At 69.3% G+C, this 23192-nt stretch carries 20 protein-coding genes, 1 tRNA gene and 5 pseudogenes; 15 read left to right on the forward strand and 11 right to left on the reverse strand.

Going from position 1 to position 23192, the window contains the following annotated elements; genetic code table 11:
- Together BMG07_RS01385 and BMG07_RS01390 are read left to right on the forward strand one after the other, a co-directional pair.
- Positions 1-752, forward strand: a 752-nt coding sequence (locus BMG07_RS01385) for a SelB C-terminal domain-containing protein (RefSeq protein WP_269758529.1), incomplete at its 5' end; no start/stop codon positions are given.
- 23 nt (positions 753-775) lie between these two features.
- Positions 776-868, forward strand: a tRNA-Sec gene (locus tag BMG07_RS01390).
- Between the two features lie 150 nt (positions 869-1018).
- Here BMG07_RS01390 and selD read toward each other — a convergent pair.
- Positions 1019-2089, reverse strand: coding sequence for a selenide, water dikinase SelD (selD, locus tag BMG07_RS01395; protein WP_198082857.1), 1071 nt, complete (start codon positions 2087-2089; stop codon positions 1019-1021).
- Positions 2090-2163: 74 nt separating this feature from the next.
- On the opposite strand from selD, the gene BMG07_RS01400 reads away from it, so the two are divergent.
- From BMG07_RS01400 to mnmH, 5 genes and pseudogenes are all read left to right on the forward strand, one after another.
- Positions 2164-3021, forward strand: coding sequence for a putative selenate ABC transporter substrate-binding protein (locus BMG07_RS01400; RefSeq protein WP_198082858.1), 858 nt, complete (start codon positions 2164-2166; stop codon positions 3019-3021).
- Between the two features lie 10 nt (positions 3022-3031).
- Positions 3032-3852 (forward strand): annotated as a pseudogene (locus BMG07_RS01405) (phosphonate ABC transporter ATP-binding protein).
- A pseudogene (locus tag BMG07_RS01410) lies at positions 3849-4678 on the forward strand (PhnE/PtxC family ABC transporter permease). Before BMG07_RS01405 ends, BMG07_RS01410 begins: the two co-directional pseudogenes overlap by 4 nt.
- Positions 4675-5478: a phosphonate ABC transporter, permease protein PhnE gene (gene phnE, locus BMG07_RS01415; RefSeq protein WP_198082859.1), complete on the forward strand. Its 804-nt coding sequence runs from the start codon at positions 4675-4677 to the stop codon at positions 5476-5478. Before BMG07_RS01410 ends, phnE begins: the two are co-directional and overlap by 4 nt.
- 125 nt (positions 5479-5603) lie before the next feature.
- Positions 5604-6674, forward strand: coding sequence for a tRNA 2-selenouridine(34) synthase MnmH (gene mnmH / locus BMG07_RS01420; protein WP_198082860.1), 1071 nt, complete (start codon positions 5604-5606; stop codon positions 6672-6674).
- Here the strand turns inward: mnmH and fdhD are convergent.
- Positions 6608-7528, reverse strand: a complete 921-nt coding sequence (gene fdhD, locus BMG07_RS01425; RefSeq protein ID WP_198082861.1) for a formate dehydrogenase accessory sulfurtransferase FdhD — start codon at positions 7526-7528, stop codon at positions 6608-6610. The two genes, mnmH and fdhD, sit on opposite strands and share 67 nt — an antisense overlap.
- A gap of 335 nt (positions 7529-7863) precedes the next feature.
- A pseudogene (locus BMG07_RS01430) lies at positions 7864-10191 on the reverse strand (FdhF/YdeP family oxidoreductase); the annotation flags it as partial.
- A 208-nt stretch (positions 10192-10399) separates the two neighbouring features.
- Between BMG07_RS01430 and BMG07_RS01435 the strand changes: the two are divergent.
- Positions 10400-10900, forward strand: coding sequence for a sugar O-acetyltransferase (locus tag BMG07_RS01435; RefSeq protein ID WP_307866829.1), 501 nt, complete (start codon positions 10400-10402; stop codon positions 10898-10900).
- A gap of 10 nt (positions 10901-10910) precedes the next feature.
- On the opposite strand, the pseudogene BMG07_RS44605 reads toward BMG07_RS01435, so the two are convergent.
- The 3 genes and pseudogenes from BMG07_RS44605 to modB form a co-directional block, all read right to left on the reverse strand.
- Positions 10911-11701: pseudogene (locus BMG07_RS44605) on the reverse strand (ABC transporter ATP-binding protein).
- Positions 11702-12053: 352 nt separating this feature from the next.
- Complete coding sequence (gene modA, locus BMG07_RS01445; RefSeq protein ID WP_198082862.1) at positions 12054-12803, reverse strand: molybdate ABC transporter substrate-binding protein; 750 nt, start codon at positions 12801-12803, stop codon at positions 12054-12056.
- 34 nt (positions 12804-12837) lie between these two features.
- The gene (modB, locus tag BMG07_RS01450; protein ID WP_198082863.1) at positions 12838-13521 is read right to left on the reverse strand and encodes a molybdate ABC transporter permease subunit; all 684 of its coding nucleotides are present in this window, start codon (positions 13519-13521) and stop codon (positions 12838-12840) included.
- Between the two features lie 106 nt (positions 13522-13627).
- Here modB and BMG07_RS01455 point away from each other — a divergent pair, with 106 nt between their 5' ends.
- Entirely contained in the window at positions 13628-13867 is a 240-nt protein-coding gene (locus tag BMG07_RS01455) for a hypothetical protein (protein ID WP_198082864.1), read from the forward strand.
- Between the two features lie 14 nt (positions 13868-13881).
- The gene (locus tag BMG07_RS01460) at positions 13882-14547 is read left to right on the forward strand and encodes a nitroreductase (protein ID WP_307866830.1); all 666 of its coding nucleotides are present in this window, start codon (positions 13882-13884) and stop codon (positions 14545-14547) included.
- Here the strand turns inward: BMG07_RS01460 and tsaA are convergent.
- Together tsaA and BMG07_RS01470 are read right to left on the reverse strand one after the other, a co-directional pair.
- Positions 14508-15004, reverse strand: a pseudogene (gene tsaA / locus BMG07_RS01465) (tRNA (N6-threonylcarbamoyladenosine(37)-N6)-methyltransferase TrmO). The gene BMG07_RS01460 and the pseudogene tsaA overlap by 40 nt on opposite strands.
- Positions 15001-15348 carry a winged helix-turn-helix domain-containing protein gene (locus BMG07_RS01470; protein ID WP_198082865.1) on the reverse strand — a complete coding sequence of 116 codons (348 nt, stop codon included), beginning with the start codon at positions 15346-15348 and terminating at the stop codon, positions 15001-15003. The pseudogene tsaA and the gene BMG07_RS01470 overlap by 4 nt, the downstream one beginning before the upstream one ends.
- Before the next feature lie 111 nt (positions 15349-15459).
- On the opposite strand from BMG07_RS01470, the gene BMG07_RS01475 reads away from it, so the two are divergent.
- On the forward strand, positions 15460-16059 hold the full coding sequence (locus BMG07_RS01475; protein WP_198082866.1) for a hypothetical protein: 600 nt from the start codon (positions 15460-15462) through the stop codon (positions 16057-16059).
- Positions 16060-16074: 15 nt separating this feature from the next.
- On the opposite strand, the gene BMG07_RS01480 is transcribed toward BMG07_RS01475, so the two are convergent.
- The 3 genes from BMG07_RS01480 to apbC form a co-directional block, all read right to left on the reverse strand.
- On the reverse strand, positions 16075-17775 hold the full coding sequence (locus BMG07_RS01480; RefSeq protein WP_198082867.1) for an OFA family MFS transporter: 1701 nt from the start codon (positions 17773-17775) through the stop codon (positions 16075-16077).
- Positions 17776-17922: 147 nt separating this feature from the next.
- On the reverse strand, positions 17923-18867 hold the full coding sequence (locus BMG07_RS01485; RefSeq protein ID WP_198082868.1) for a LysR substrate-binding domain-containing protein: 945 nt from the start codon (positions 18865-18867) through the stop codon (positions 17923-17925).
- A gap of 134 nt (positions 18868-19001) precedes the next feature.
- A complete protein-coding gene (gene apbC, locus BMG07_RS01490; protein WP_198082869.1) occupies positions 19002-20093 on the reverse strand; it encodes an iron-sulfur cluster carrier protein ApbC in 1092 nt (363 codons plus the stop codon).
- A 116-nt stretch (positions 20094-20209) separates the two neighbouring features.
- Here apbC and BMG07_RS01495 point away from each other — a divergent pair, with 116 nt between their 5' ends.
- The 4 genes from BMG07_RS01495 (at position 20210) to BMG07_RS01505 (ending at position 23175) form a co-directional block, all read left to right on the forward strand.
- Positions 20210-21403 (forward strand): patatin-like phospholipase family protein, encoded by a 1194-nt coding sequence (locus BMG07_RS01495; protein ID WP_198082870.1) that lies wholly within the window; start codon positions 20210-20212, stop codon positions 21401-21403.
- Positions 21404-21510: 107 nt separating this feature from the next.
- On the forward strand, positions 21511-21867 hold the full coding sequence (locus tag BMG07_RS01500; RefSeq protein ID WP_269758532.1) for a hypothetical protein: 357 nt from the start codon (positions 21511-21513) through the stop codon (positions 21865-21867).
- A 76-nt stretch (positions 21868-21943) separates the two neighbouring features.
- Positions 21944-22207: a hypothetical protein gene (locus tag BMG07_RS41260; RefSeq protein ID WP_269758533.1), complete on the forward strand. Its 264-nt coding sequence runs from the start codon at positions 21944-21946 to the stop codon at positions 22205-22207.
- The gene (locus tag BMG07_RS01505; RefSeq protein WP_269758534.1) at positions 22204-23175 is read left to right on the forward strand and encodes a TolC family protein; all 972 of its coding nucleotides are present in this window, start codon (positions 22204-22206) and stop codon (positions 23173-23175) included. Before BMG07_RS41260 ends, BMG07_RS01505 begins: the two co-directional genes overlap by 4 nt.
- Positions 23176-23192 lie beyond the last annotated feature (17 nt).

Genomic DNA, 23192 nt, shown 5'->3' on the forward strand with positions numbered 1-23192 from the left:
GCCGCGCTGCTGCACAACGCGCCGCTGGCGTCGACACCGCGCGGCTGGCGCGGGCGCTCTCGCTGCCGGACCCATCGGCGCTGCCGCTGCCCGGCGATGCGGTGCGCATCGACCACACGGCCATCGCGCAAGCGCATCTGGACACGCTGGAAGAACAGATCACCGAACGCCTTGCCGACTTCCATCGCACGGCGCCCGACGAGGTCGGCCCCGACGCGCGCCGCCTCAAGCGCCTGGCCGCGCCGCGCACCGACGACGCGCTGTGGCGCCATGCGCTCGATGCGCTGCTCGCGCGCGGCGCGCTGGTGCGCAGCGGCACCTGGCTGCATCTGCCGGACCACGCGGCGCGCCTGGACGAAGCGGAGCAGAAGCTCGCGCAGAAACTGCTGCCGCTGCTGCTCGACGGCGGCTTCGATCCGCCATGGGTGCGCGACCTTGCGAAGGACTGCGCGACGAGCGAGCCGATGGTGCGCCAGACGCTCGCGAGCCTCGCGCGGCGCGGCGAGGCCTTCCAGGTGGTGAAGGACTTGTACTATCCGCTGGCAACCATCGAACGGCTCGCGGCCCTTGCGCGCGACTGCCTCGACGGCCCGGAAGGCCTGCAGGCCGCGAGCTTCAGGGATGCGACAGGGCTGGGCCGCAAGCGCGCGATCCAGCTGCTGGAGTTTTTCGACCGTGTGGGGCTGACGCGGCGCGTGAAGGACACGCACCTGCTGCGGCCCGACACCTCGTTGTTCGGGGCGAGGCCGTGAACAACGATGAAGACGAGAGTCATGGGAGGGGATCGTCCCTGGTGGGGCGGCCGGGCTTCAAACCCGGTGGGTGGCGCCAGTCGTCGCCGGGAGGGTTCGACTCCCTCCCCTTTCCGCCGTATTTGCCTTTGTCTTGCGCCTTCCCCTTTCGGGGGAAGGTTGGGATGGGGGCAAGCGGCGCTGGTTCTGCTGCGGCAGTGTTTCATCGACCGCCGCTTGCCCCCACCCCGGCCCTCCCCCGGGAGGGGAGGGAGCAATGCAAGGACTCAGGGCACCACGCGCAGCGAGGGCTCGCCGGCCTCGACGCGGCCGATGACCGCAGCCTGCGCAAAGCCTTCGTCGCGGAAGATCTTCAACACGCCGTCGACTGCTTCGGGCGCGCAGCTCACCAGCAGCCCGCCCGATGTCTGCGGATCGCTCAGCAGATTCTGCGCGGTGGCATGCAGCCCCGGGGCCAGCGTCACGTCGGCGCCATAGCCGGCCCAGTTGCGCCCCGAGGCGCCGGTGACCATGCCCTCGGCGGCCATCACCACCACGTTGTCCAGCAGCGGCACCTTCGACCATTCGATCACCGCCGTCAGCTTGGCGCCGCGCGCCAGTTCGAGCGTGTGGCCGGCCAGGCCGAAGCCCGTCACGTCGGTCAGCGCATGCACGCCGTCGAGTGCCGACAGCGCGATGCCGGGCGTGTTGAGCTTCGTGGTGTTCTCGATCAACTGGCGGTAGCCGGTGACGGACAGCTGCTCCTTCTTGAGCGCCGCCGACAGCACGCCCACGCCCAGCGGCTTGCCCAGCACCAGCACGTCGCCCGCCTTGGCGTCGGCATTGCGCCGCACGCGCTTCGGGTGCACCAGCCCCATCGCGACGAGGCCGTAGATGGGCTCGACCGAATCGATGGTGTGGCCGCCCGCGATCGGAATGCCCGCCGCGCGGCACACGTCCTGGCCGCCGCGCACGATCTCGGCGATGACCTCCACGGGCAGCTGGTTGATCGGCATGGCCACCAGCGCCAGCGCCATGATCGGCCGGCCGCCCATCGCGTACACGTCGCTGATGGCGTTGGTCGCGGCGATGCGGCCGAACTCGTAAGGGTCGTCCACGATGGGCATGAAGAAATCGGTGGTCGCGATCAGCGCCTGCTCGTCGTTGAGCTTGTAGACGGCCGCGTCGTCGGCGGTCTCGATGCCCACCATGAGTTCGGGCGGGATCATGCCGCCCGCGTGGTTCTTCAGGATCTGCGACAGCACGCCGGGCGCGATCTTGCAGCCGCAGCCGCCGCCATGCGAAAAACTCGTGAGGCGCAGCGGCGCGAGCGGGTTCATGAGCGTAGGTGAATTCATGGGCCGATTATCGAAGCGGCCCCGCTTTCTACAATCCCGTCCTTTCCTAACCCGCACGTCCTCGAGGCACATCCATGAAGAAGACTCTCACCCGCATGGCGCTCGCGCTGGCCTTTTCCGCCGCGAGCTTCGGCGCCTTCGCCCAGGGCGTGCTGCGCGTCTCGGCCATTCCCGACGAGGCGCCCACCGAGCTGCAGCGCAAGTTCACGCCGCTGGGCGACTACCTGAAGAAGGAAACCGGCATGGACGTGCAGTTCACGCCCGTGACCGACTACGCCGCCGTGGTCGAGGGCCTGGCCACCAACAAGATCGACCTGGCCTGGCTCGGCGGCTTCACCTTCGTGCAGGCGCGCATCCGCACCAACGGCGGCGCGGTGCCGATCGTGCAGCGCGCCGAAGACGAGGTGTTCACCAGCAAATTCATCGTGCCCCTCGACAGCCCCGCCAAGACGCTGGCCGACCTGAAGGGCAAGACCTTTGCGTTCGGCGCGCCCTCCTCGACCTCGGGCAGCCTGATGCCGCGCTACTTCCTGTTGCAGGCGGGCATCAACCCCGAGAAGGACTTCAAGACGGTGGCGTTCTCGGGCGCGCACGACGCCACCGTGGCCTTCGTGGCCGCGTCGCGCGCCGAAGCCGGCGTGCTCAATGCGTCGGTGTGGGACAAGCTGGTCGAGACCAAGAACCCGAACGCCGCCAAGGTGCGCGTGCTGGCGACCACGCCGACCTACTACGACTACAACTGGACCGTGCGCCCGGGCATGGACCCCGCGCTGCAGAAGAAGCTGACCGATGCGTTCCTGAAGCTCGACCCGGCCAACCCGGCGCAGAAGGAAATCATGGCGCTGCAACGCGCGAGCAAGTTCATTCCGACCAAGTCGTCGAACTACGACGGGATCGAGACGGCGGGCAAATCGGCAGGCTTGATCAAGTGAGCCTGCACGGATGAGTTTTTCGCTGGAAGGCGTCGGCGTGGTCCACCCCAACGGCCACCGAGCCTGAACAACGTGGCGCTGGCCGCGCGCGACGGCGAGCGCATCGCCGTCATCGGGCCTTCGGGCGCCGGCAAGACCACGCTGCTGCGCGTGCTCGGCGCCGCGTTGCGTCCGGTCGAAGGCGAAGCGCGGGTGCTCGGCACAACGCCCTGGCAACTGCCGGCCGCCGCCCTGAAAAAGCTGCGCGCCCGCATCGGCACCGTGCACCAGTCGCCGCCCATCGCGCCGCGCCTGCGCGTGGTCACCGCCGTGCTCGCGGGCCGGCTCGGCGAATGGTCGACGCTGCGCGCGCTGGGCTCGCTGTTCCATCCCTCGGACATTGCCGGCGCGCATGAAGCGCTTTCGCGGCTGGCCATGGAAGACCGCCTGTTCGACCGCTGCGACCGCCTCTCGGGCGGCCAGCTGCAGCGCGTGGGCATCGCGCGGGCCCTGTACCAGCGCCCCGCCCTGCTGCTGGCCGACGAGCCCGTGTCCGCGCTCGATCCCACGCTGGCCGACGCCGCCATCGGCCAGCTCGTTGCACAGAGCGACACCACCGGCGCCACGCTCGTGGCCTCGCTGCACGCTGTCGATCTGGCGCTGCGCTGGTTCCCGCGCGTCGTCGGCATGCGCGGCGGACAGGTGATGTTCGACCTGCCCGCCACGCAAGTGACGACCGCGATGCTCGATGCGCTCTACGCCAGCGAAGGCGGCATCGCGGCACAGCGACCGCAGGCGTTCGCCGCGGCAGGGGCGGTCGAAGCGCCCTTCCACAAGCCGGACTGCCCGTGAGCTCGAACGCCGTCGCCCTGCGCGATCCGCATGCGTCGCGCCGCCTGGCCGCATGGCTGCTCGCGCTCGTCGTTGCATGGCCGATGCTCGCGCTCTCCGAGTTCAAGCCGTGGGCGCTGTTCGAAGGCGGCAACCTCGCAGTGATCGGCGGTTTTCTCGCGGGCTTCTTCCCGCCCGACGGCTCACCCGCCTTTCTCGCGCTGCTCTTCAAGGCCACGCTCGAAACACTGGCCATGGCCACCGCCGGCACCGCGCTCGCGCTGCTCATCGGCGCGCCACTGGGTTTCGTGACCACGCGCGCGCTCTCGATCTCGCGCATCGGCCCGGGCCCCGGCCGCGTGCAGGCGGGCGTCGTGCGGCAGGCCGCGCGCTGGCTGCTGATGGTGCTGCGCGCCATTCCCGAAATCGTCTGGGCGCTGCTGTTCGTGCGCGCGCTCGGCCTCGGCCCCGCGTCGGGTGTGCTCGCGCTGGCCATCACCTACGGCGGCATGCTCGGCAAGGTCTACGCCGAGATCCTCGAATCGACCGACACCCGCCCCGCGCGCGCCCTGCTCGAAAGCGGCAGCGGCCGCCTCGCGGCGCTGTGCTACGGCCTGCTGCCCAACACCGCGCAGGAGCTGGCCTCGTACACCGTGTATCGCTGGGAATGCGCCGTGCGCGCGTCGGTGGTGATGGGTTTTGTCGGCGCGGGCGGGCTGGGCCAGTTGATGGACCAGTCGATGAAGATGCTCAACGGCGGCGAGGCCAGCAGCATCCTGCTGGTGTTCCTCGCGCTGGTGCTGCTGGCGACGTGCTGAGCAATGCGCTGCGAAGGCTGCTCGCATGACCACGACAACGCTGCCCCCGCGCCCACCGCCATGCTGGCGCTGCCGCGTCGCGCTGCTGCTGATCGGCGTGGCGGTGGTCGCCAGCTTCGTCTACCTCGGCATCGACTACCGCGCGCTCGGATCGCCCGAGTCGCTGCGGCTCATGGCCAGGTTCATCGCCGAGTTCTTCCCGCCCGACCTGTCGCCGGACTTCATCGCCAAGGTCGGCCACGGCGCCTTGCAGACACTGGCCGTGTCGGCCCTGGGCACCGTGCTGGCCGCCATTGCGGGTGCGGTGCTCGCCCTGCCCGCGTCGGGCCGCGCCGGCTGGCTGCCGCGCCATGTCGCGCGCTTCGCGCTCAACTTCCTGCGCAGCGTGCCCGAGCTGGTCTGGGCCGCGCTGATGGTGCTGGCCGCCGGCATCGGGCCGTTCGCCGGCGCGCTCGCGCTGTCGCTGCACACCACCGGCGTGCTGGGCCGCCTGTTTGCCGAAGCACTGGAAAACGCCCCGCGCGACCCCGAGCACGCGCTGACCCAGGCCGGCGCCAATCCCGTCACCGCCTTCAGCTACGCGAGCCTGCCCATCGTGTTGCCGCAGTGGGTGGCCTACACGCTCTACCGCTGGGAAATGAACATCCGCATGGCGGCGGTGCTGGGCTTCGTGGGTGGGGGCGGCCTGGGCCAGTTGCTGTACTTCCACCTGTCGATATTCCAGCAACAGCAGGCGATGACCGTGCTGATCGCGATGTTCGTGCTGGTCACGTTCGTGGACTTCGCCAGTGCCCGTTTGCGCAAGGGACTGGGGCCTGCGTACGCCTAGTGCCTCTTCGGATTCGTAGTTCTTGAGGGCGCGCTCCCTCCGGCAGCGTGCCCAGGTGCCCTGTGCACACGCCCTGAACGGAGCCCCCCGAACAAAGCCGACAATCAGCACATGAGGTTCCTCCCATGAGTCATCGCCAGCCCGTGCGGGTCGCCGACCGCCACGCCTTCGACGCGCTGATCGACGCCCGCTCCCCCGCCGAGTTCGCGCTCGACCATATTCCCGGTGCCATCAACTGCCCGGTGCTCAACGACGAAGAGCGCCACATCGTCGGCACCGTCTACGTGCAGACCGGCGCCTTCGAGGCACGGCGCATCGGCGGCGCCATGGTGGCCGCCAACATCGCGACGCATCTGCGCGACACCCTGGCCGACCGCCCCGAGAACTGGAAGCCGCTCGTCTACTGCTGGCGCGGCGGCATGCGCAGCGGGTCGATGGTCACGTGGCTGCGGCTCGTGGGCTGGGACGCGCAGCAGCTCGCGGGCGGCTACAAGAGCTTCCGGCGGCACGTGATCTCGCAGATCGACACGCTGACACCGCAGCTCGACCTGCGCGTCATCTGCGGCGCCACCGGCAGCGCCAAGACCCGCGTGCTGCATGCACTGGCCGCGCGCGGCGCGCAGGTGCTCGACCTCGAGGACTTCGCCAACCATAAGGGCTCGCTGCTGGGGTCGCTGCCCGGCGTACCGCAGCCTTCGCAAAAGCATTTCGAAACGCGCATCGCAGCCGTGCTCGAAACCCTCGACCTGAAGCGCCCGCTGTATGTCGAGGGCGAGAGCATCCGCATCGGGCGACTGTCGCTGCCCCTGTCGCTGGTCGCGCGCATGCGTGCCGCGCCGTGCGTCGAGGTCTCGGCCACGCCCGAGGCGCGGCTGGCCTACCTGCTGCGCGACTATGCCTACCTGGGCGACGACCGCAATGCGCTGGCCGACAAGATGGGCGTGCTCAAGGAAATGCAGGGCAAGGAAACCGTCACGCGCTGGCAGCAATGGGCCCACGAAGCCGACCTGCCGCACCTGTTCGCCGAGCTCATGTCGCTGCACTACGACCCGCACTACGAGAAGTCGCAGTCACTGCACTTTCGCACCTGGGCACAGCGCCAGCGCGTGGAAGCGCCCGACCTGTCGGATCAGGGCATCGAGGCGGTGGCCGACGCGGTGCTGGCGTTGGCCGAACCGTCGAGCCCGTCGGCGTAAAGCACGCCGCGCGGCGCGCGGCACAGGCCCCAGAAACGCAGGCCGCTGAGCTCGGCCATGCGCACGCCCATCGAGGTCGGCGCCGAAATGGTGGCCATCGCCGCGATGCCCAGGCGCGCGCACTTGCGCACCAGCTCGTGGCTGCCCCGGCTGGACATCAGCACGAAGCCCGGCTCTCGCAGCCGGTTCGCCATCGCGAGCTTGCCCAGCAGCTTGTCGAGCGCGTTGTGGCGGCCGACGTCTTCCATCAGGTCGGTGAGTTCGCCGTCGACCGTGGCCCACGCGGCGGCGTGGATCGCACCGGCTTCGGCGTTGAGCACTTGGCGCGGCTGCATCGCTGCGAAGGCGCGCAGCACGGTCGCCAGGTCGATGCGTTCGATCCACTCGCGCGGCGGCACACGCTGCGGCGTGAGGTCCAGCCCCGCGAAGCTTTCGACACCGCACACCCCGCAGCCGGTGCGGCCCGCAAGGCTGCGGCGGCGGTCTTTCAGGCGCTCGAAGCTGCGCGTGGAAATCTCGAGCCGCACCTCGATGCCGGGCATGCCTTCGGGCAGCCCCGCGTCGGTGGCGTCGATGGCCTGCACGTCGATGCCGCGGCAATCGGCGGCGGTGTCGAGGATGCCTTCGCTCAGCGCAAAGCCCAGCGCGAAGGCTTCCAGGTCTTGGGGCGTGGCCATCATCACGGCGTGCGAAACACCGTTGAACACCAGCGCCACCGGCACCTCGGCCGCCAGCGTGTCGTCGCGCACCACGCCTTCGGGCGCGAGGCCGCGCTCGCCGAAGACATGCACCGCGTGCCGCGAAAGGGGCGGCAGGGTGTCGTCGGATTCAGGCGTCGTGGGGTCGTGTTGCATGGCCGCGGCCATTGTCCGCTCAGCCGGGGTTTTCGTCAGCAGGCAGCGCCTCGACCCAGGCGCGGCCGGCGTCGGTCAGGTGCGCGACCCAGCGGTCGTCCAACTGCACCACGCGCACCCAGCCGGGCCCGCGCACGCCGCCGATGGCGGCATCGCCCATCAGCGTGAGCTGGCGCATGACCACGCTCGCACCCTGGCCGAGCCGCTTGCCCAGGCGCGGCAGCGACATGCCGCCCTCCCCGGGCGCTTCGGCAAGCGCGCGCAGGATGGCGACAGAGAAAGCGTCGGTGTCGAAGGACGAAGGCGTGGCGGCGATCATGCCGCCACGGTATCAGCGTCGGCCGGCACCGGCGCGGGCGCGCGTGCAGCGACAGCACCACGGGAATGGATTTGGAGGTCGGCGTGCCCGCGTTCTCGGCCACCGACGACAGCGGCACCAGCGGGTTCGTCTCGGGGTAGTAGGCCGCGAGGTTGCCGCGCGGAATGTCGTAGGCCACCAGCTTGAAGCGGTCGGCGCGGCGCTCCTGGCCGTCGCTCCACACGGTCTGGATGTCGACCCAGTCGCCGTCCTTCATGCCCAGCTTGCGGATGTCTTCCTGATTGATGAAGACCACGCGGCGCTGGCCGAACACGCCGCGGTAGCGGTCGTCCATGCCGTAGATGGTGGTGTTGTACTGGTCGTGCGAACGCGTGGTCAGCAGCGTGAAGACGATGGTGTCGCCCTTCTTCGCGAAGCGCGCGCGGGCGCGGTGCGAGTGCGTGTCCAGCGGCACGGCGTGCGTGAAGAACACGGCCTTCTTCGAGGCGGTGTTCCACACGCGCTCGCTCGCCGTGTTGCGCAGGCGAAAGCCGCCGGGGTGCGCCACGCGGGTGTTGAAGTCCTTGAAGTCGTCGAACACGGCTTCGATCTTGTCGCGGATACGCGCGTAGTCTTCAATGAGCCACAGCCACGGCGTCTTGCTGCGCGCGCCGATGGTGGCCGCCGCCAGGCGCGCCACGATGGCGGGCTCCGACAGCAGGTGCTCCGACGCGGGCGGGTTGATGCCCATCGAGATGTGCACCATGCTCATCGAGTCTTCGACCGTCACGCCCTGCGGGCCGTTGGCCTGCATGTCGATTTCGGTGCGGCCCAGGCACGGAAGAATGATCGCCTCGCGCCCGTGGATCACGTGGCTGCGGTTGAGCTTGGTGGTCACGTGCACCGTGAGGTCGCACTTGCGAAGGCCCTTCCAGGTCTGGTAGGTGTCGGGCGTGGCGGCCGCGAAATTGCCGCCCAGCGCGAAGAACACCTTGCCGCCGCCGTCGAGCATGAGCCGGATGGCCTCGACCGTGTCGACGCCGTTCTGGCGCGGCGGCTCGAAGCCGAACACCTTCTGCAGCCGGTCGAGCAGCGCCGCGGGCGGCTTCTCCCAGATGCCCATGGTGCGGTCGCCCTGCACGTTGCTGTGGCCGCGCACCGGGCACGCGCCCGCGCCTTCGCGGCCCATGTGGCCGCACAGCATGAGCCAGTTGCCGATCATCTGGATGGTGGCCACCGAATGCTGGTGCTGCGTGATGCCCATGCCCCAGCAGGCGATGACACGCTTGGCGCCCAGGTACACGTCGGCCGCGGCGCGGATCTGCTCTTCGCTCAAGCCCGACTCGCGCACCAGGATGTCCCACGACTCGGCGCGCAGGTCGGCCGCCAGCGACTCGAAGCCGGTGGTGTGCGTGGCGATGAATTCATGGTCGAGCACCGAAGGCTCGCCGCGCGCCACGGCCGCGTCTTCGCGCTCGATGACGTGCTTCATCATCCCTTTGACGGCGGAGAAGTCGCCGCCCACGCGCAGCTGGAAGTAGTGCGTGCTGATGGGCGTGGAGCCCATGGTGGCCATCTCGAGCTTGTCCTGCGGGTCGGCAAAGCGTTCCAGGCCGCGCTCGCGCAGCGGGTTGAAGCTCACGATGCGCGCGCCGCGCTTGGAAGCCGCGCGCAGCTCGCCCAGCATGCGCGGGTGGTTGGTGCCGGGGTTCTGGCCGAAGATGAAGATGGCGTCGGCCTTCTCGAAGTCGTCGAGCGTGACCGTGCCCTTGCCCACGCCGAGCTGCGGGCGCATGCCGCTGCCGCTGGGTTCGTGGCACATGTTCGAGCAGTCGGGGAAATTGTTGGTGCCGTACTCGCGCACGAACAGCTGGTACAAGAACGCGGCCTCGTTGCTCGCGCGGCCCGAGGTGTAGAAGATCGCCTGGTTCGGGTCGGGCAGCGCGTTCAGGTGCCGGGCAATGCGCGCAAAGGCGTCGTCCCACTCGATCGGCACGTACTTGTCGCTGGCCGCGTCGTAGGCCATGGGGTGCGTCAGGCGCCCCTGGTCTTCGAGCCAGAAGTCGCTCTGCTCGGCCAGTTGGGCCACCGTGTGCCTGGCAAAAAGCTCAGGGCCGGCGCGGCGCGCGGTGGCTTCGGCAGCCACGGCCTTGACGCCGTTCTCGCAGAACTCGAAGGTCGAGGCGTGGTTGCGGTCGGGCCAGGCGCAGCCGGGGCAGTCGAAGCCGTCGGGCTGGTTGGCCGAAAGCAGCGTCTTGGCGCCCTTGATGGGAATGTCCTGCCGCAGCAGCGCATTCGTGACGCTGCGCAACGCCCCCCAACCACCGGCGGGGCCCTTGTAAAACTCGATCTTCTGCTCGCTCATGGCGGGAGTGTTCGCCCACGAGGGGCCGCCGTCAAATTGGATCGGCATATGCGTCGATTCAAAATGGAAATGAAGGGGGCTTTGCGGAGGCCCGGACCCGACTCGCTACAGTGACCCGGATGAACCTGGAAGAACAACGCGCCCACATGCTTTCGGGCGCCGTCTACAACGACCTGACCCCCGAACTGCTGGCCGCGCGCGAGGCGCCGTGCTGCGCACCACCGAATACAACCAGAGCTTCGGCCGCCCGGCACCGGAGCGCCTGGCGCTGCTGCGCCGGTTGCTGAAAGCGGTGGGCGACGGCGCTTATTTCGAGCCCACCTTCCGCTGCGAATTCGGCTTCAACATCTCGGTGGGCAAGGCCTTCTATGCCAACTTCGACTGCGTGATGCTCGACGGCGGCGGCATCGACATCGGCGACCACGTGCTGTTCGGGCCGCGCGTGGGCATCTACACCTCGAACCACGCGCTGGACGCCGACGAGCGCGCGGCAGGCGCCTGCCAGGCCCGGCCGGTGCGCATCGGCCACCGCGTGTGGGTGGGCGCGGGCGTGCACATCAACCCGGGCGTGACCATCGGCGACAACGCGGTGATCGGCTCGGGGAGCGTGGTGACGAAGGACGTGCCGGCGAACGTGCTGGCGGCGGGGGTGCCGTGCCGGGTGCTGCGGGAGATCACGGCGCAGGACCGGACGGGCTTCCGCCCATAGCCGGAAGGCGTCAGGCGCCGCGCGCGTCCTGCATCAACAAGCCACGCAACTTGCTGCGCAGCGGCGTGTCTTCAACGTCCTGCACGCCGGCAATATCGCGCAGCGCAAAGTCACGGCTCTGCGCGTTGTGCAAGTCGATCTCGCGCACCACCTGCCCGTCCTTGTAGACGAACGCAACATCGGCGAGCGCGAGCACGTCTTCGATGTCGTGCGTGATCATCAGCACCGGAATGCCCCACTGCTTGCGCACTTGCGCGAGTTCGTTGCGCAGCTCGGCGCGCAGCATCGGGTTGAGCGCGGCAAAGGTTCGTCGAGCAGCAGCACCTGCGGCTCGCAGGCCAGCGCGCGCGCGAGCGCCACGCGCTGTTGCTGCCCGCCTGACAGGTTGCGCGGCCGGCTGTCGGCCAGCGCGGCCAGGCCAAAGCTCTCGAGCAGCGCCTGCACGCGCTCGGCGTCTTTGGCGGTCGGCCTGCGGCGGTGCCAGGCGGTGAGCCCGAACGACACGTTCTCGCGCACCGACAGGTGCGGAAACAGCGCGTAGTCCTGGAACAAGTAGCCCACGCGGCGCGCCGGCGCGGGCACGTCGATGCGCTGGGCCGAGTCGTACAGCGTTCGGCCATCGAGTCGCACGTGGCCCGAGGTGGGATGCAGCAGGCCGGCAATGGCCTGCAAGGTCAGCGACTTGCCCGCGCCCGACGGGCCGTAGAGCGCGGCAAAGGGCACGTCCGTCGCGAAACGCACCGCCAGGTCGAAGCGCCGACGGCCGTCCACGACGGAGAGCTTCAGATCGACGTCGATCATTTTTGGGGCTCCGTTGTGGGGACGGGCGCTTCTGGACGGGTGCCCAGGACACCGGGTACTCCCCTCCGCGAATGTCCCCCGGGGCTTCGCCCCTCCTCCTTTATTTCGCTGCGGGGAGTACCCAGTGCCCTGTGCACCTGGGCACGCTGCTGGTTTGCAGCCGATGAACCAGTGCTCTGATAACGCTCACGTCGGCGGTGTGCTCTGCGCAGCGAAATAAAGGAGGAGCCCGAAGGGCGGGGGACATTCGCGGAGCAGAGCACACCGTCGGCGTGGGCGCGCCCTGAAGAACGGCACACCTCACGCACAGCACGGTGAACAGAAAAGCAGGGCGTCATCTCAACAACAAGAATCAGGGCTTGCCGAACCCGTAGCGCGTGAGCACTTCCTGCGCGGCAGGCGTCGACAGGAACGCAATGAAGTCCCCGGCCAGCGTCTTCTGCTTGCTTTCCGCCACGACGGCGATCGGGTACGTCACAGGCGTGTGGCCGGTCGGCGTGAAGGCGATCTTGACCTTGTCGCCGGCCACTGCCGCGTCGGTGCGGTAGACGAAACCGGCCTCGACCTCGCCACGGCTCACGTAGTCGAGCACCTGGCGCACGCTGTCGGCCTGCACGAACTTGGGTTCCAGCGACGTCCACAGGTTCGCGCCGTCCAGCACCTGCTTGGTGTAGCGGCCGACCGGCACCGTCGCGACCTTGCCCACGGCGATCTTCTTCACGCTGGCGCCGCTCAGGTCCTGCAGCGTCTTCACGCCCACGGCGTCTTTCGTCGGCTCGATCAGCACCAGGCTGTTGGTGACGAAGTCCTTGCGCGTCGGCACGTCGATCAGCTTCTGCTCGACGCCGCGGTTCATGGTGTCCTGGTCGGCACTGGCGAACACGTCCACCGGCGCGCCCTGGCCGATCTGCTGCAGCAGCACGCCCGAGGCGGCGAAGTTGAAGCGCACCGTCGCGCCCGACTTGGCGGCCTCGAACTTGGGACCGATTTCCTTGAAGGCGTCGGTCAGGCTCGCGGCGGCGGACACGGTGATCTGCTGGGCGGCCGCGGCCAGCGGCAGGGCCAGCGCAACGACGAGGGACAAGAGACGGAACGAACGCATGACAACTCCTTATAAGAATGAATGAAGCACGAAATCAGCGAAGCGAGAAAAAGCGGTTCGACACGACCAGCACCGTGATCGACAGCACCGAGGTCACGATCACCAGCAGCAGCGCGAGGTCGTCATGCCCCGCCTGCACCGCGTCGTAGATGGCCATCGACAGCGTCTGGGTCTGCTTGGGAATGGAGCCTGCCACCATCAGCGAGGCGCCGAACTCGCCCATGGCGCGCGCGAACGCGAGCAGCGTGCCCGCCAGGATGCCGGGCCACGCCAGCGGCAGCGTGACGCGCAGGAACACCGAGAACGGCGACTGGCGCAGCGTGCTGGCCGCGGCTTCGAGCGAGCGGTCGACGTTGGCGAACGCGGCGCTGGCCGACTTGAGCACCAGCGGCAGCGCCACCACGGCCGAGGCCACCACGGCGCCGTGCCAGCTGAAGATGATGGTGTAGTCGAGGTGCTCGCGCAGCCACGCGCCCAGCGGGCTGCGGCGCCCCGCCGCCACCAGGATGGCGTAGCCGATGACCGTGGGCGGCAGCACCAGCGGCAGCATGAACACGGCCTCGAGCACGCTGCGGCCGAAGAAGCGCTTGCGCGCGAACACCCAGCCCAGCGCCACGCCCACGACCAGCGCGAGCACGGTGGCCACCGCGGCCACCTTGAGCGACAGCACCAGCGGAAACCAGTCGGTCGAAGCGATGAGCGAATTCGTCGTGTTCATGAAAATACGGCGGGATTGTTACACGGTGGGGCCTAAGGTTCTCACGGGGATGCGCAAACCGATGAGTCTTCATATACTGCGGTATACAGCGTTGGACACCCCCACCATGCGCCCCTCCGCCCTCGACACCGTTGTCCGCTCGATCTCCGGCAGGCCGGAACTGCGTCATGTGACGCAGGTGCAGGAGTGGCGCATCGAGCGCGCCATGGACGCCGCCGGGTTCGTGCTGTCCATCACCGCGCCCGACGGCGAAAGCCAGTCGTTCCTGGTGGCCGAGACCGACGCCAACGACATCGGCGAAGTCTTGCGCCGCACGGCGGTGTACGCCGAGCGCAGGGGCCAGTGACTGGCGCGACCGGCGTGCCCCGCACGACCCGCATGCTGCGGCACATGACCGGCGCGGAACGCATCCTCGAGGTTTTGCTGACGCGCCGCTCGGTGTCGCCGTGCCGGCTGCAGCCGCCCGCCCCCAACCCCGACGAACTCGACGGCATCTTGCAGGCGGGCCTGCGCGCGCCCGACCACGGCGGACTGCACCCGTGGCGCGTGATCGAGTTCCGCCCGCAGAACCGCGAAGCGCTGGCCCGGTGCTTCGAGCAGGAGAAACTGCGGCGCGACCCGCTCGCCACCCCGGCCGACCTGAAGAAGGCACGCGAACACGCCACGCGCCCGCCGCTGCTGCTGGGCTTCGTGGTGTCGCCGCGCGAGCGCAGCAAGATCCCGGCGCGCGAGCAGTGGCTGAGCGCCGGCGCCGCGCTGGGCAACATGCTGAGCGCCGCGCACCAGCTGGGCTACGGCGCCATCGTGCTGAGCGGCGAGCGCTGCTTCGACGAGACGCTGGCGCGGCAGGTGGGCGTGCTGCCGGGCGAATACCTGGCGGGGTTCATCAGCGTGGGCAGCATCAAGGAGACGCCGCCGGCCGCGCGCGAGCTGCTGTCGCAGAGCGTGTGGTCGTGCTGGCAGGGCAGCGACGCCCTGCCGCCCGGTCAGCCCATCCTGCCGTCGGAGCGGATGCCCGGCAGCTGATCGAGCCGGTCGCCGAACCAGCGACGCGCCCGGTCTCGCGCACGTCGAACTTCGGCACGTAGGGCTTGATGTCGAGCACGGGCGTGCCGTCCATCATGTCGTTGCCGCTGAAATGCAGCGTGGTGCCGTCCACCGACAGCAGCCGCACGATCGACAGGCCCAGCCGGTTGGGCCGCGCGGGCGCCCGGGTGGCGAACACGCCGTGCGACGTGTTGTCGAGAAAGGGCACCACCTCCAGCCGCTCGTGCGCGCACTGGTGCAGGTGGGTCACGAGGATCAGGTAGTCGAAGCCCTCGATGTCGCGCAGGCCCGGCGCGAACTCGGCGAACACCTCGAGGCGGCCCGGCTCGTCGGGCGCGCCGGCGGTCTGGATCGGCATGCCGGTGGCTTCGGTGAAGCGGCTGCGCACGACGCCGACCGGACGGCAGACGACGGTGTCGGGTGTGGCGGGCGTCATGGCGCGAGCAGGCGGGTCAGCGCGCGGATGTCGGCCGCCGTGGCCAGGCGCGCGGCGTTTTCGATGGCGCGGTAGTGCTTGACGATTTCCTCGCCCACCGGCGTGAGCGCGGTGCCGCCGCCGCGCGAGCCGCCGGCGGCGGTGTTCACGGCCGGCGAAGCCAGCGCCTGGTTCATCTCGTCGATCAGCATCCAGGCACGGCGGTACGACATGCCCAGCAGCCGGGCCGCCGCGGAGATCGAGCCGGTCTCGGCCACGGCTTCGAGCACGGCGATCTTGCCGGGGCCGATGGCGATGGTGTCGTCCCGGTAGATGCGCAGGCGGAACTGGACTTTGGATTTCATGTTGGCGCGAAGCGTAAACCAATGCGGGCCGCCATTGTCCGCCCACGGGGGGCCACCATCGTCATGCAAGAATGAATACGACGCCCCACCCTGGGAAAACGAGGAGTCCACGTGAAAGACCGCACCCTGTTCCTGCCCGTGCATTGGCTTGGCCGCGCTGCTGTCGCCGTCGCGGCAGTCGCCGTGCTGGGCGGCTGCGCCGGCAACCCACCCCCGGTCTCGGCCTCGACGTCGGCGATGGCGCCTCATGCCGCGCACGCCCCGGCCGGGGCCAGCGAAGGCATCTCGCCGTCGTCCTTCACCGTCTCGGGCGCCGTCGGCAAGCGCGCCTCCTTCGACCTCGCCGCGCTGCAGGCCCTGCCCGCCGTCACGCAGACGGTCGGCGGCAACACCTACACCGGCGTGAGCCTGTGGGCGCTGCTGAACGATGCGTCGGTGGGCCTGAAGCCCGACACCGCGGTGCGCAACCCGGTGCTGTCGATGTATGCGGTGCTGGTCGGCAGCGACGGCTACCGCGCGGTGGTCTCGCTGGCGGAGATCGCACCCGAATCGGGCAACCGCGTGGCGCTGGTTGCCTACAGCCTGAACGGCGCGCCGCTGGGTCGCAACGGCATGGCCCGGCTGGTGATGGCCGGCGACGTGAAGCCGGGCCGCTCGGTGGCCCGGCTGGCCGCGATCGAAATCTTCGCGGCGCAGCCTTCGGGCCGTTGACCGGTCAGGCCAACTTCAGGCGAAGAACTTCGCCGCGCTCACCAGCGTCTTGTAGACGCCCCACGCCAGCGGAATGCCCACGGCCACCCAGGCCAGCGCCACCACCAGCGGGCTCACCGCGTCGGCGCGGCCCGAGCCGCTGCCCACTTCGGCCGCCGAGGCTTTTTCGTGCGCCAGCTTCTTCTCGACGGCCAGTTCGGCGTCGGTCATGAAGTGCTTGTCGGCCACCGGGCGCACCAGCAGGTTGGCGATGAAGCCGATCACCAGCATGCCCACCAGGATGTACATGGTCTGGTTGTAGACCTGCTCGCGCGGCAGGCCCATGCCCAGCTGGTACTCGCGCATGTAGTTCACCACCACCGGACCCAGGATGCCGGCCGTGGCCCACGCCGTGAGCAGGCGGCCGTGGATGGCGCCCACGAACTGCGTGCCGAACAGGTCGGCCAGGTAGGCCGGCACCGTGGCAAAGCCGCCGCCGTACATCGACACGATCACGCAGCAGGCGCCCACGAACAGCAGCTTGCTGCCCGCGCCGGCCGACGATGGAATGCTCGCGTACAGCACGGCGCCGAGCACGAAGAACACCGTGTAGGTGAGCTTGCGGCCCAGCTTGTCCGACAGGCTGGCCCACACGAAGCGCCCGCCGATGTTGAACAGCGACAGCAGCGCCGTGAAGCCGCCCGCCACCACGGCGATGGCCGCGAGCTGGGTCTTGTCGAGCTGGCCGTACTTGGCCGGCAGGTCGATCAGCGCGCCGCCGAACACTTCCTGCAGCATCGGCGAGGCCATGCCGATCACGCCGATGCCGGCGCTCACGTTCATGCACAGCACCAGCCACACGAGCCAGAACTGCGGAATGCCCCAGACCTTTTTCACGTGCACGTGGCGCTGCGTGATCATGGTGTTGCTGGTTTGCGCCGGGGGCGGCGTCCAGCCTTCGGGCTTCCAGCCCGAGGGCGGCACGCGGTAGCCCAGCGCGCCGGCCATCATGAAGACGAAGTAGCCCAGCGCCATCACGACGAAGGTCTGCATCACGCCCACGTCGGTGGCGGTGCTGAAGCGCTTCATCAGGTCCACAGCCAGCGGCGAGCCGATCATCGCGCCGCCGCCGAAGCCCATGATGGCCATGCCGGTGGCCATGCCGCGGCGGTCGGGGAACCACTTGATCAGCGTGCTCACCGGCGAGATGTAGCCCAGGCCCAGCCCGATGCCGCCGATCACGCCCGAGCCGAGGATCATCAGCCAGAACTGGTGCAGGTGAATGCCCAGCGCCGACAGCAGCATGCCGCCGCACCAGCACGCGGCCGACACCACGCCGGCCTTGCGCGGGCCGGCCCGCTCCAGCCAGCCGCCCCACAGGGCCGCCGAGCAGCCCAGGAAGACGAAGAACAGCGTGTACATCCAGCCCAGCGTGGCCACGCGCCAGTCGCAGTTCGTGGCAAAGAGCTCCGCGAAGAAGCTCATGTCCTTGGCGCAGGCCTGCGCGCCGGTGCCGGCCGTGCCCAGCGCCTTGGACAGCGGCAGCCAGAACACCGAGAAGCCGTAGGCCATGCCGATGCACAGGTGAATGGCCAGTGCGGCCGGGGGTACCAGCCAGCGGTTGAAACCGGGGCCCGCGATGATGCGTTCTTTGTCCAGGAAGCCGGGTTGCTGTTGCTGCAATCCGCCTCCGCCGATGCGTTCTCCCTCGAGAACGCCCGCAGATGAGCCTGCCATATTTCTCCTTGTTCGCCGGATGTGTAATTTGTTGCCGAATCCGGGTCGCGGAGTGTGAGTGAGCGCTTCATGCGCCGTCAAATTCGATCAGCGCATGACCCGATTCAAGATCTGAATGAAGCGACCCGGCCCGGTATGTCGGTGTGTCTATGCGACGAGCGCCCCGCTGTGTTGCTGCACCTGCGCCTGCCACTCGGGCGTCTGCAGGAACGCGAGCGCGGCGTCGAGCGCGCGCGAGCTTCGCACGCCGTCCTGCGTCATGAAGCCGATGGCCGTGCGCACCTCGGGCGCCACCAGCGGCAGCGCCTCCAGCTCGCGGTGGCTGCGCACGGCGGCCACCATCGCGCCCGGCAGCACGCTGCTGACGGTGCCCACGCTCACGGCCAGCGCCAGCGTGAGCACCGAGTTGGTCTCGATGGCCGGCACCACCGGCACGCCGGCCTCGCGCAGGGCCTGGTCGATGATGGCGCGGTTGTGCATGTCGGGCGTGAGCAGGCACAGCGGCAGCTTGCCCGCTTCGGCCCAGGTCATGGGCTTGCCGATGCGCAGCTGGTCCGCCGAAGCCCTCTTCGCGCGACGCAGCAGGAAGTAGTGTTCGATGCTCTGCGGCCACGCCTTGAGCTTGATGCCCGGCAGGTGCATGCGCTCGGTGTAGCCCAACGCAAGATCGATCGCCAGGCTTTCGAGGCCCGTCTCCAGGTCTTGCGAGCTCATGGACAGCACGGCCGGCATGATGCCCTGATGCCGCTGTTGCAGCATGGCCGCGAAGCGCGAGAGCATCGGCATGGCCGTGGGCACCGCCGCCATGCGAAGCCGCCCGTGGGGGTCGCCGGCGTCGCTGCGCAGTTCCTGCAGCAGCACTTCGTTGTCGCGCAGCATGCGCTGCGCCGTGGCCAGCACGCGTTCGCCCTCGTGCGTGAGGCCGACGTACACGCGGGCCCGCTTGACGATGACGACGCCGAACTCGCTCTCCAGTGCGCGCAGTGCGTTGGACAGGGCCGGCTGCGTGATGTGGCAGGCCTGCGCGGCGCGGCCGAAATGCTTGTGCTCGCTGAGCGCGACGAGATAGCGCATCGAGGCGAGCAGGTTCATGCCTCGGGCTCCGTCGCCTGCCGCTTCTGTTCTTGCCCAGGACGTGTGCGCAGGCCACCGCCGGCGGGAGCGCGCCCCGGCCAGCAGCGCCCCTCCCGCACAACGCGGCGAACGAAGAAGCGGGGCTTCATCCCCTATGTGTTCTTGCTGATCGAGATGGTCGGGAACTTCGACGAGAAGTCCTTGGCCTTCTCGGCAATGCCGACCGCCACGCGGCGCGCCACGGCCTTGTAGATGCCGGACACATCGCCTTCGGGGTCGGACACCACGGTCGGCGCCCCGCTGTCGGCCTGCAGGCGGATCTTGATGTCCAGCGGCAGCGCGCCCAGGTATTCCATCTGGTATTCGGCCGCCATGTTCTTGCCGCCGTCCGCGCCGAAGATGTGCTCCGCGTGGCCGCAGTTCGAGCAGATGTGCACCGCCATGTTTTCCACGATGCCCAGGATCGGCACGCCGACCTTCTCGAACATCTTGATGCCCTTCTTGGCGTCGAGCAGCGCGATGTCCTGCGGCGTGGTGACGATCACCGCGCCCGTCATCGGCACGCGCTGGCTCAGCGTGAGCTGGATGTCGCCGGTGCCCGGGGGCATGTCGACGATCAGGTAGTCCAGGTCTTTCCAGTTGGTCTGGCGCAGCAGCTGCTCCAGCGCCTGCGTGGCCATGGGGCCGCGCCAGATCATGGCCTGGTCCTGGTCGACCAGGAAACCGATCGACATCACCTGCACGCCGTGGCGCTCCATGGGCTCCATGGTCTTGCCGTCGGCGCTGTCGGGGCGGCCTTCGATGCCCATCATCATGGGCTGGCTCGGGCCGTAGATGTCGGCGTCGAGCAGGCCCACGGTGGCGCCTTCGGCGGCCAGCGCCAGCGCCAGGTTGGCGGCCGTGGTGCTCTTGCCCACGCCGCCCTTGCCCGAGGCCACGGCGATGATGTTCTTGACGTTGGGCATCAGCTGCACGCCGCGCTGCACTGCATGGCTGATGACCTTGGTGACGATGTTGACCGACACGTTCTGCACGCCCGCCACCGCCTTGGCGGCCGTCACCAGCGCCTTGCGGATGGCCGCGTGCTGGCTCCTGGCCGGGTAGCCGAGCTCGAGGTCGAAGGACACGTCGCCCTCTGAGATCTGCAGGTTTTTGAGCGACCGGCTCGCCACGAATTCCTTGCCGGTGTTAGGGTCTGCGACGGCCTTGAGCGCGTCCATGAGCCCTTCTGGGGTGAGTGCCATTGATCAAACTCCTGAATGGCCGGTAGTCTAAGGCGCTCTCCAAGCCCTCGTCGCACGGCCTCCCAATAAGCCTGAACGCGCCCGAACACGTCCGAACCGCCACACAACAACCAAAAATGCCCGAGACAAGCCCCGCCACCGGCCTCCTGCTCACCGGAGGCGGCGCCCGGGCCGCCTACCAGGTGGGCGTGCTGGAAGCCATTGCCGAGATCCGGCGCGCCGCCGGCCCCGCCGCCGGCAGCGGCAACCCCTTCGACGTCATCACCGGCACCTCGGCCGGCGCCATCAACGCGGCCGCGCTGGCCTGCGGCGCCGACAACTTCGACCGCGTGGTGGCGCACATCGCCGAGGTCTGGAGCCAGTTCCACGCCGACCAGGTCTACAAGGCCGATTCGCTCTCGGTCATCGGCAGCGGCGCGCGCTGGCGCATGCTGCTCGGCCTCGGGCGCTTCGCGGCCAACTGGATGCGCGTCAAGCCCCGCTCGCTGCTGGACAACTCGCCGCTGGCCGACCTGCTGCAGCGCATGGTGCCGCTGGACCGCCTGCCGCAACTCATGAAGGACGGCCACGTGCAGGCGCTGGCCGTGACGGCGTCGAGCTACAGCTCGGGCGAGCACGTCACCTTCTTCGAGGCTGCCGTGCCGATGGAGCCCTGGGTGCGTTCGCAGCGCATCTCGGTGCGCGACCGCATCTCGCACCAGCACCTGCTGGCCTCGTCGGCCATTCCGTTCGTGTTCCCGGCCGCGGCGCTGCCGATGCTGCAGGGCCACACCGAGTATTTCGGCGACGGCTCGATGCGCCAGTCGGCCCCCATCGCGGCGGCCATTCACCTGGGGGCGCAGCGCATCGTGGTGATCGGCGCGGGCCGCATGCACGAGCCGCGCGAAGTGCCGGGGCCCAACACGCACAGCGGCTACCCGACGATGGCGCAGATCGCGGGCCACGCGCTGTCGAGCATTTTTCTCGACGCGCTGGCGGTCGACATCGAGCGGCTGCACCGCGTCAACCATACGCTGAGTCTCATCCCCGAGGAGGCGCGGGCAACGAGCGGTCTGCGTCCACTCGACCTGCTGGTGATCTCGCCGTCGGAGCGGCTCGACGTGATCGCGGCGCGCCACGTCGACGCCCTGCCCGGCGCGGTGCGCTACCTGCTGGGCGGCTCGAAGGTGGCGGCCGACGTGAAGGGCGGCGCGCTCGCGAGCTACCTGCTGTTCGAGTCGGGCTACACGCGCGAGCTGATGGCGCTGGGGCGCTCGGACGCCATGAAGCAGCGCGACGAGGTGCTGCGCTTCTTCGGCTGGGATGCATGAATGAGCGCTTCTGCTTTTTTTCATGCATTGAAGAACCAGATCGAACTTCCGACCTGCTGGCTACACTAATCGCCGTCATGCCAGGCCGCCGCCCCCTCCACCGCTGCTTGACCGCGTTCCTCGTGGTCCTGTCGCTGCTGTTCTCGCAGCTGGCGTTGGCGAGCTATGTCTGCCCCGGCGTGCCGGGCATGGAGGCCATGGCCGAGATGACGGCCACGGGCGAGCCCTGCGAAGGCATGGACACGGCCCAGCCCGTGCTCTGCCACGCGTACTCGGCCGACGCCTCGCTGTCGTTCGAACCGGTGAAGGTCGCGACCCCGTCGCTGCCGGCCATCGTGCAGGTGGTGGTGATGCCGCTGGCGCTCGCCACGCCAGGCGAAACGCTGCCGGCGCAGGCGCGTCCCGAGCGGCAACGCCCGCCCCCCGACCCCGTCTTCCTGGCCACGCGCAGACTGCGCGTCTGAAATTTCCACTGACTGACCGGTGCTGGTGCGGCGCGTCCGCGCACCAGCGATTGCCTCGTTTGTCCGTGGAGTTTTCATGTCCATTCCTTTCCCGCGCGCGGCCGTCCTGGCCGCCGCGCTGCTGCCGTTCGTCGCAACGGCAGCACCCTTGTCCCTGGAGGCGGCGCTTCGGCTCGCCGTCCAGCGTTCCGAAACGGCGCGAGCCGCCCGCGCCTCGGTACTGAGCGCGACCGAGGCGGCGCATTCGGCGGCGCAGCTTCCAGACCCCACGCTGCGCGTCGCATCGACAACCTGCCCGCAACCGGGCCCGACCGCTTCCACACCGCGCGCGACTCGATGACGATGAAGCGCATCGGCATCAGCCAGGAGTGGCTGTCGGCCGACAAGCGCGCTGCGCGGCAAGCGGCCGCCGATGCCGCCGTCGGCCGCGAGACGGTGCAGATACAGGTCGCCGCCGCCGACACGCGGCTGCGGACCGCGCTGGCGTATGCCGACGCTTTCTACGCCGACGAGAGCCTCGCGCTCGCGACGCTCATGACGCACCACGCCGCCGAAGAGCTCGACGCGTCGCGCGCGCGCCTGGCCTCGGCCACGGGCGGCAGCCAGGACGTGCTGGCGCTGGCCGGCGCCAGCGGCGTGTCGGAAGACGAAGCCGACGACATGCGACAGCAACGCAACGCCGCGCGGGTTGCTTTCGAGCGCTGGGTCGGCCAGCCACCCGACGCGTTGATGCCGCTCGCGGCCATGGAGCCGCCCCCGGAAGCGGCCTACGTCGCGGCCCACCCCACGGTCGCGGCGATGCAGCGCGACGTGGACGTGGCCCGGCAGGCCGCCGCCGTGACCGCGTCGAACCGCAAGCCCAACTGGACCTGGGAGGTGGCCTACGGCCAACGCACCGGCTACGCCGACATGGTGTCGGTCGGCGTGAACATTCCGCTGGCCGTGGCGCCGGGCGAGCGGCAAGACCGCGACACCGCCGCCAAGCTCGCCCTGGTCGAGAAGGCCGAGGCCGACCTCGCCGAGGCCACCCGCGCGGCCACTGCCGAGTACCGCACCCTGCTCGGCGACACGCAGCGCCTGCGGCAGCGCATCGAGCGCTACCGCGCCGGCGTGGCCACCACCGCATGGCAGCGCACGGCCGCCGCCACGGCGACCTACCGCTCCGGCCAAGGCAGCCTCGCCGCCGTGTTCGAAGCACGCCACGCCGACGTCGAGGCACAGCGCAAGCTGCTGGCGCTGCAGCGCGACCTGGCCAAGACCCTGATCCAACTGGCCTTCCGGCCCCTGACCGCCGAGGTGGCGCAATGACGAAGACAAGCACACGC

This window comes from Variovorax sp. E3 (assembly GCF_016082275.1).
In the GTDB taxonomy this organism is placed as follows: domain Bacteria; phylum Pseudomonadota; class Gammaproteobacteria; order Burkholderiales; family Burkholderiaceae_C; genus Variovorax.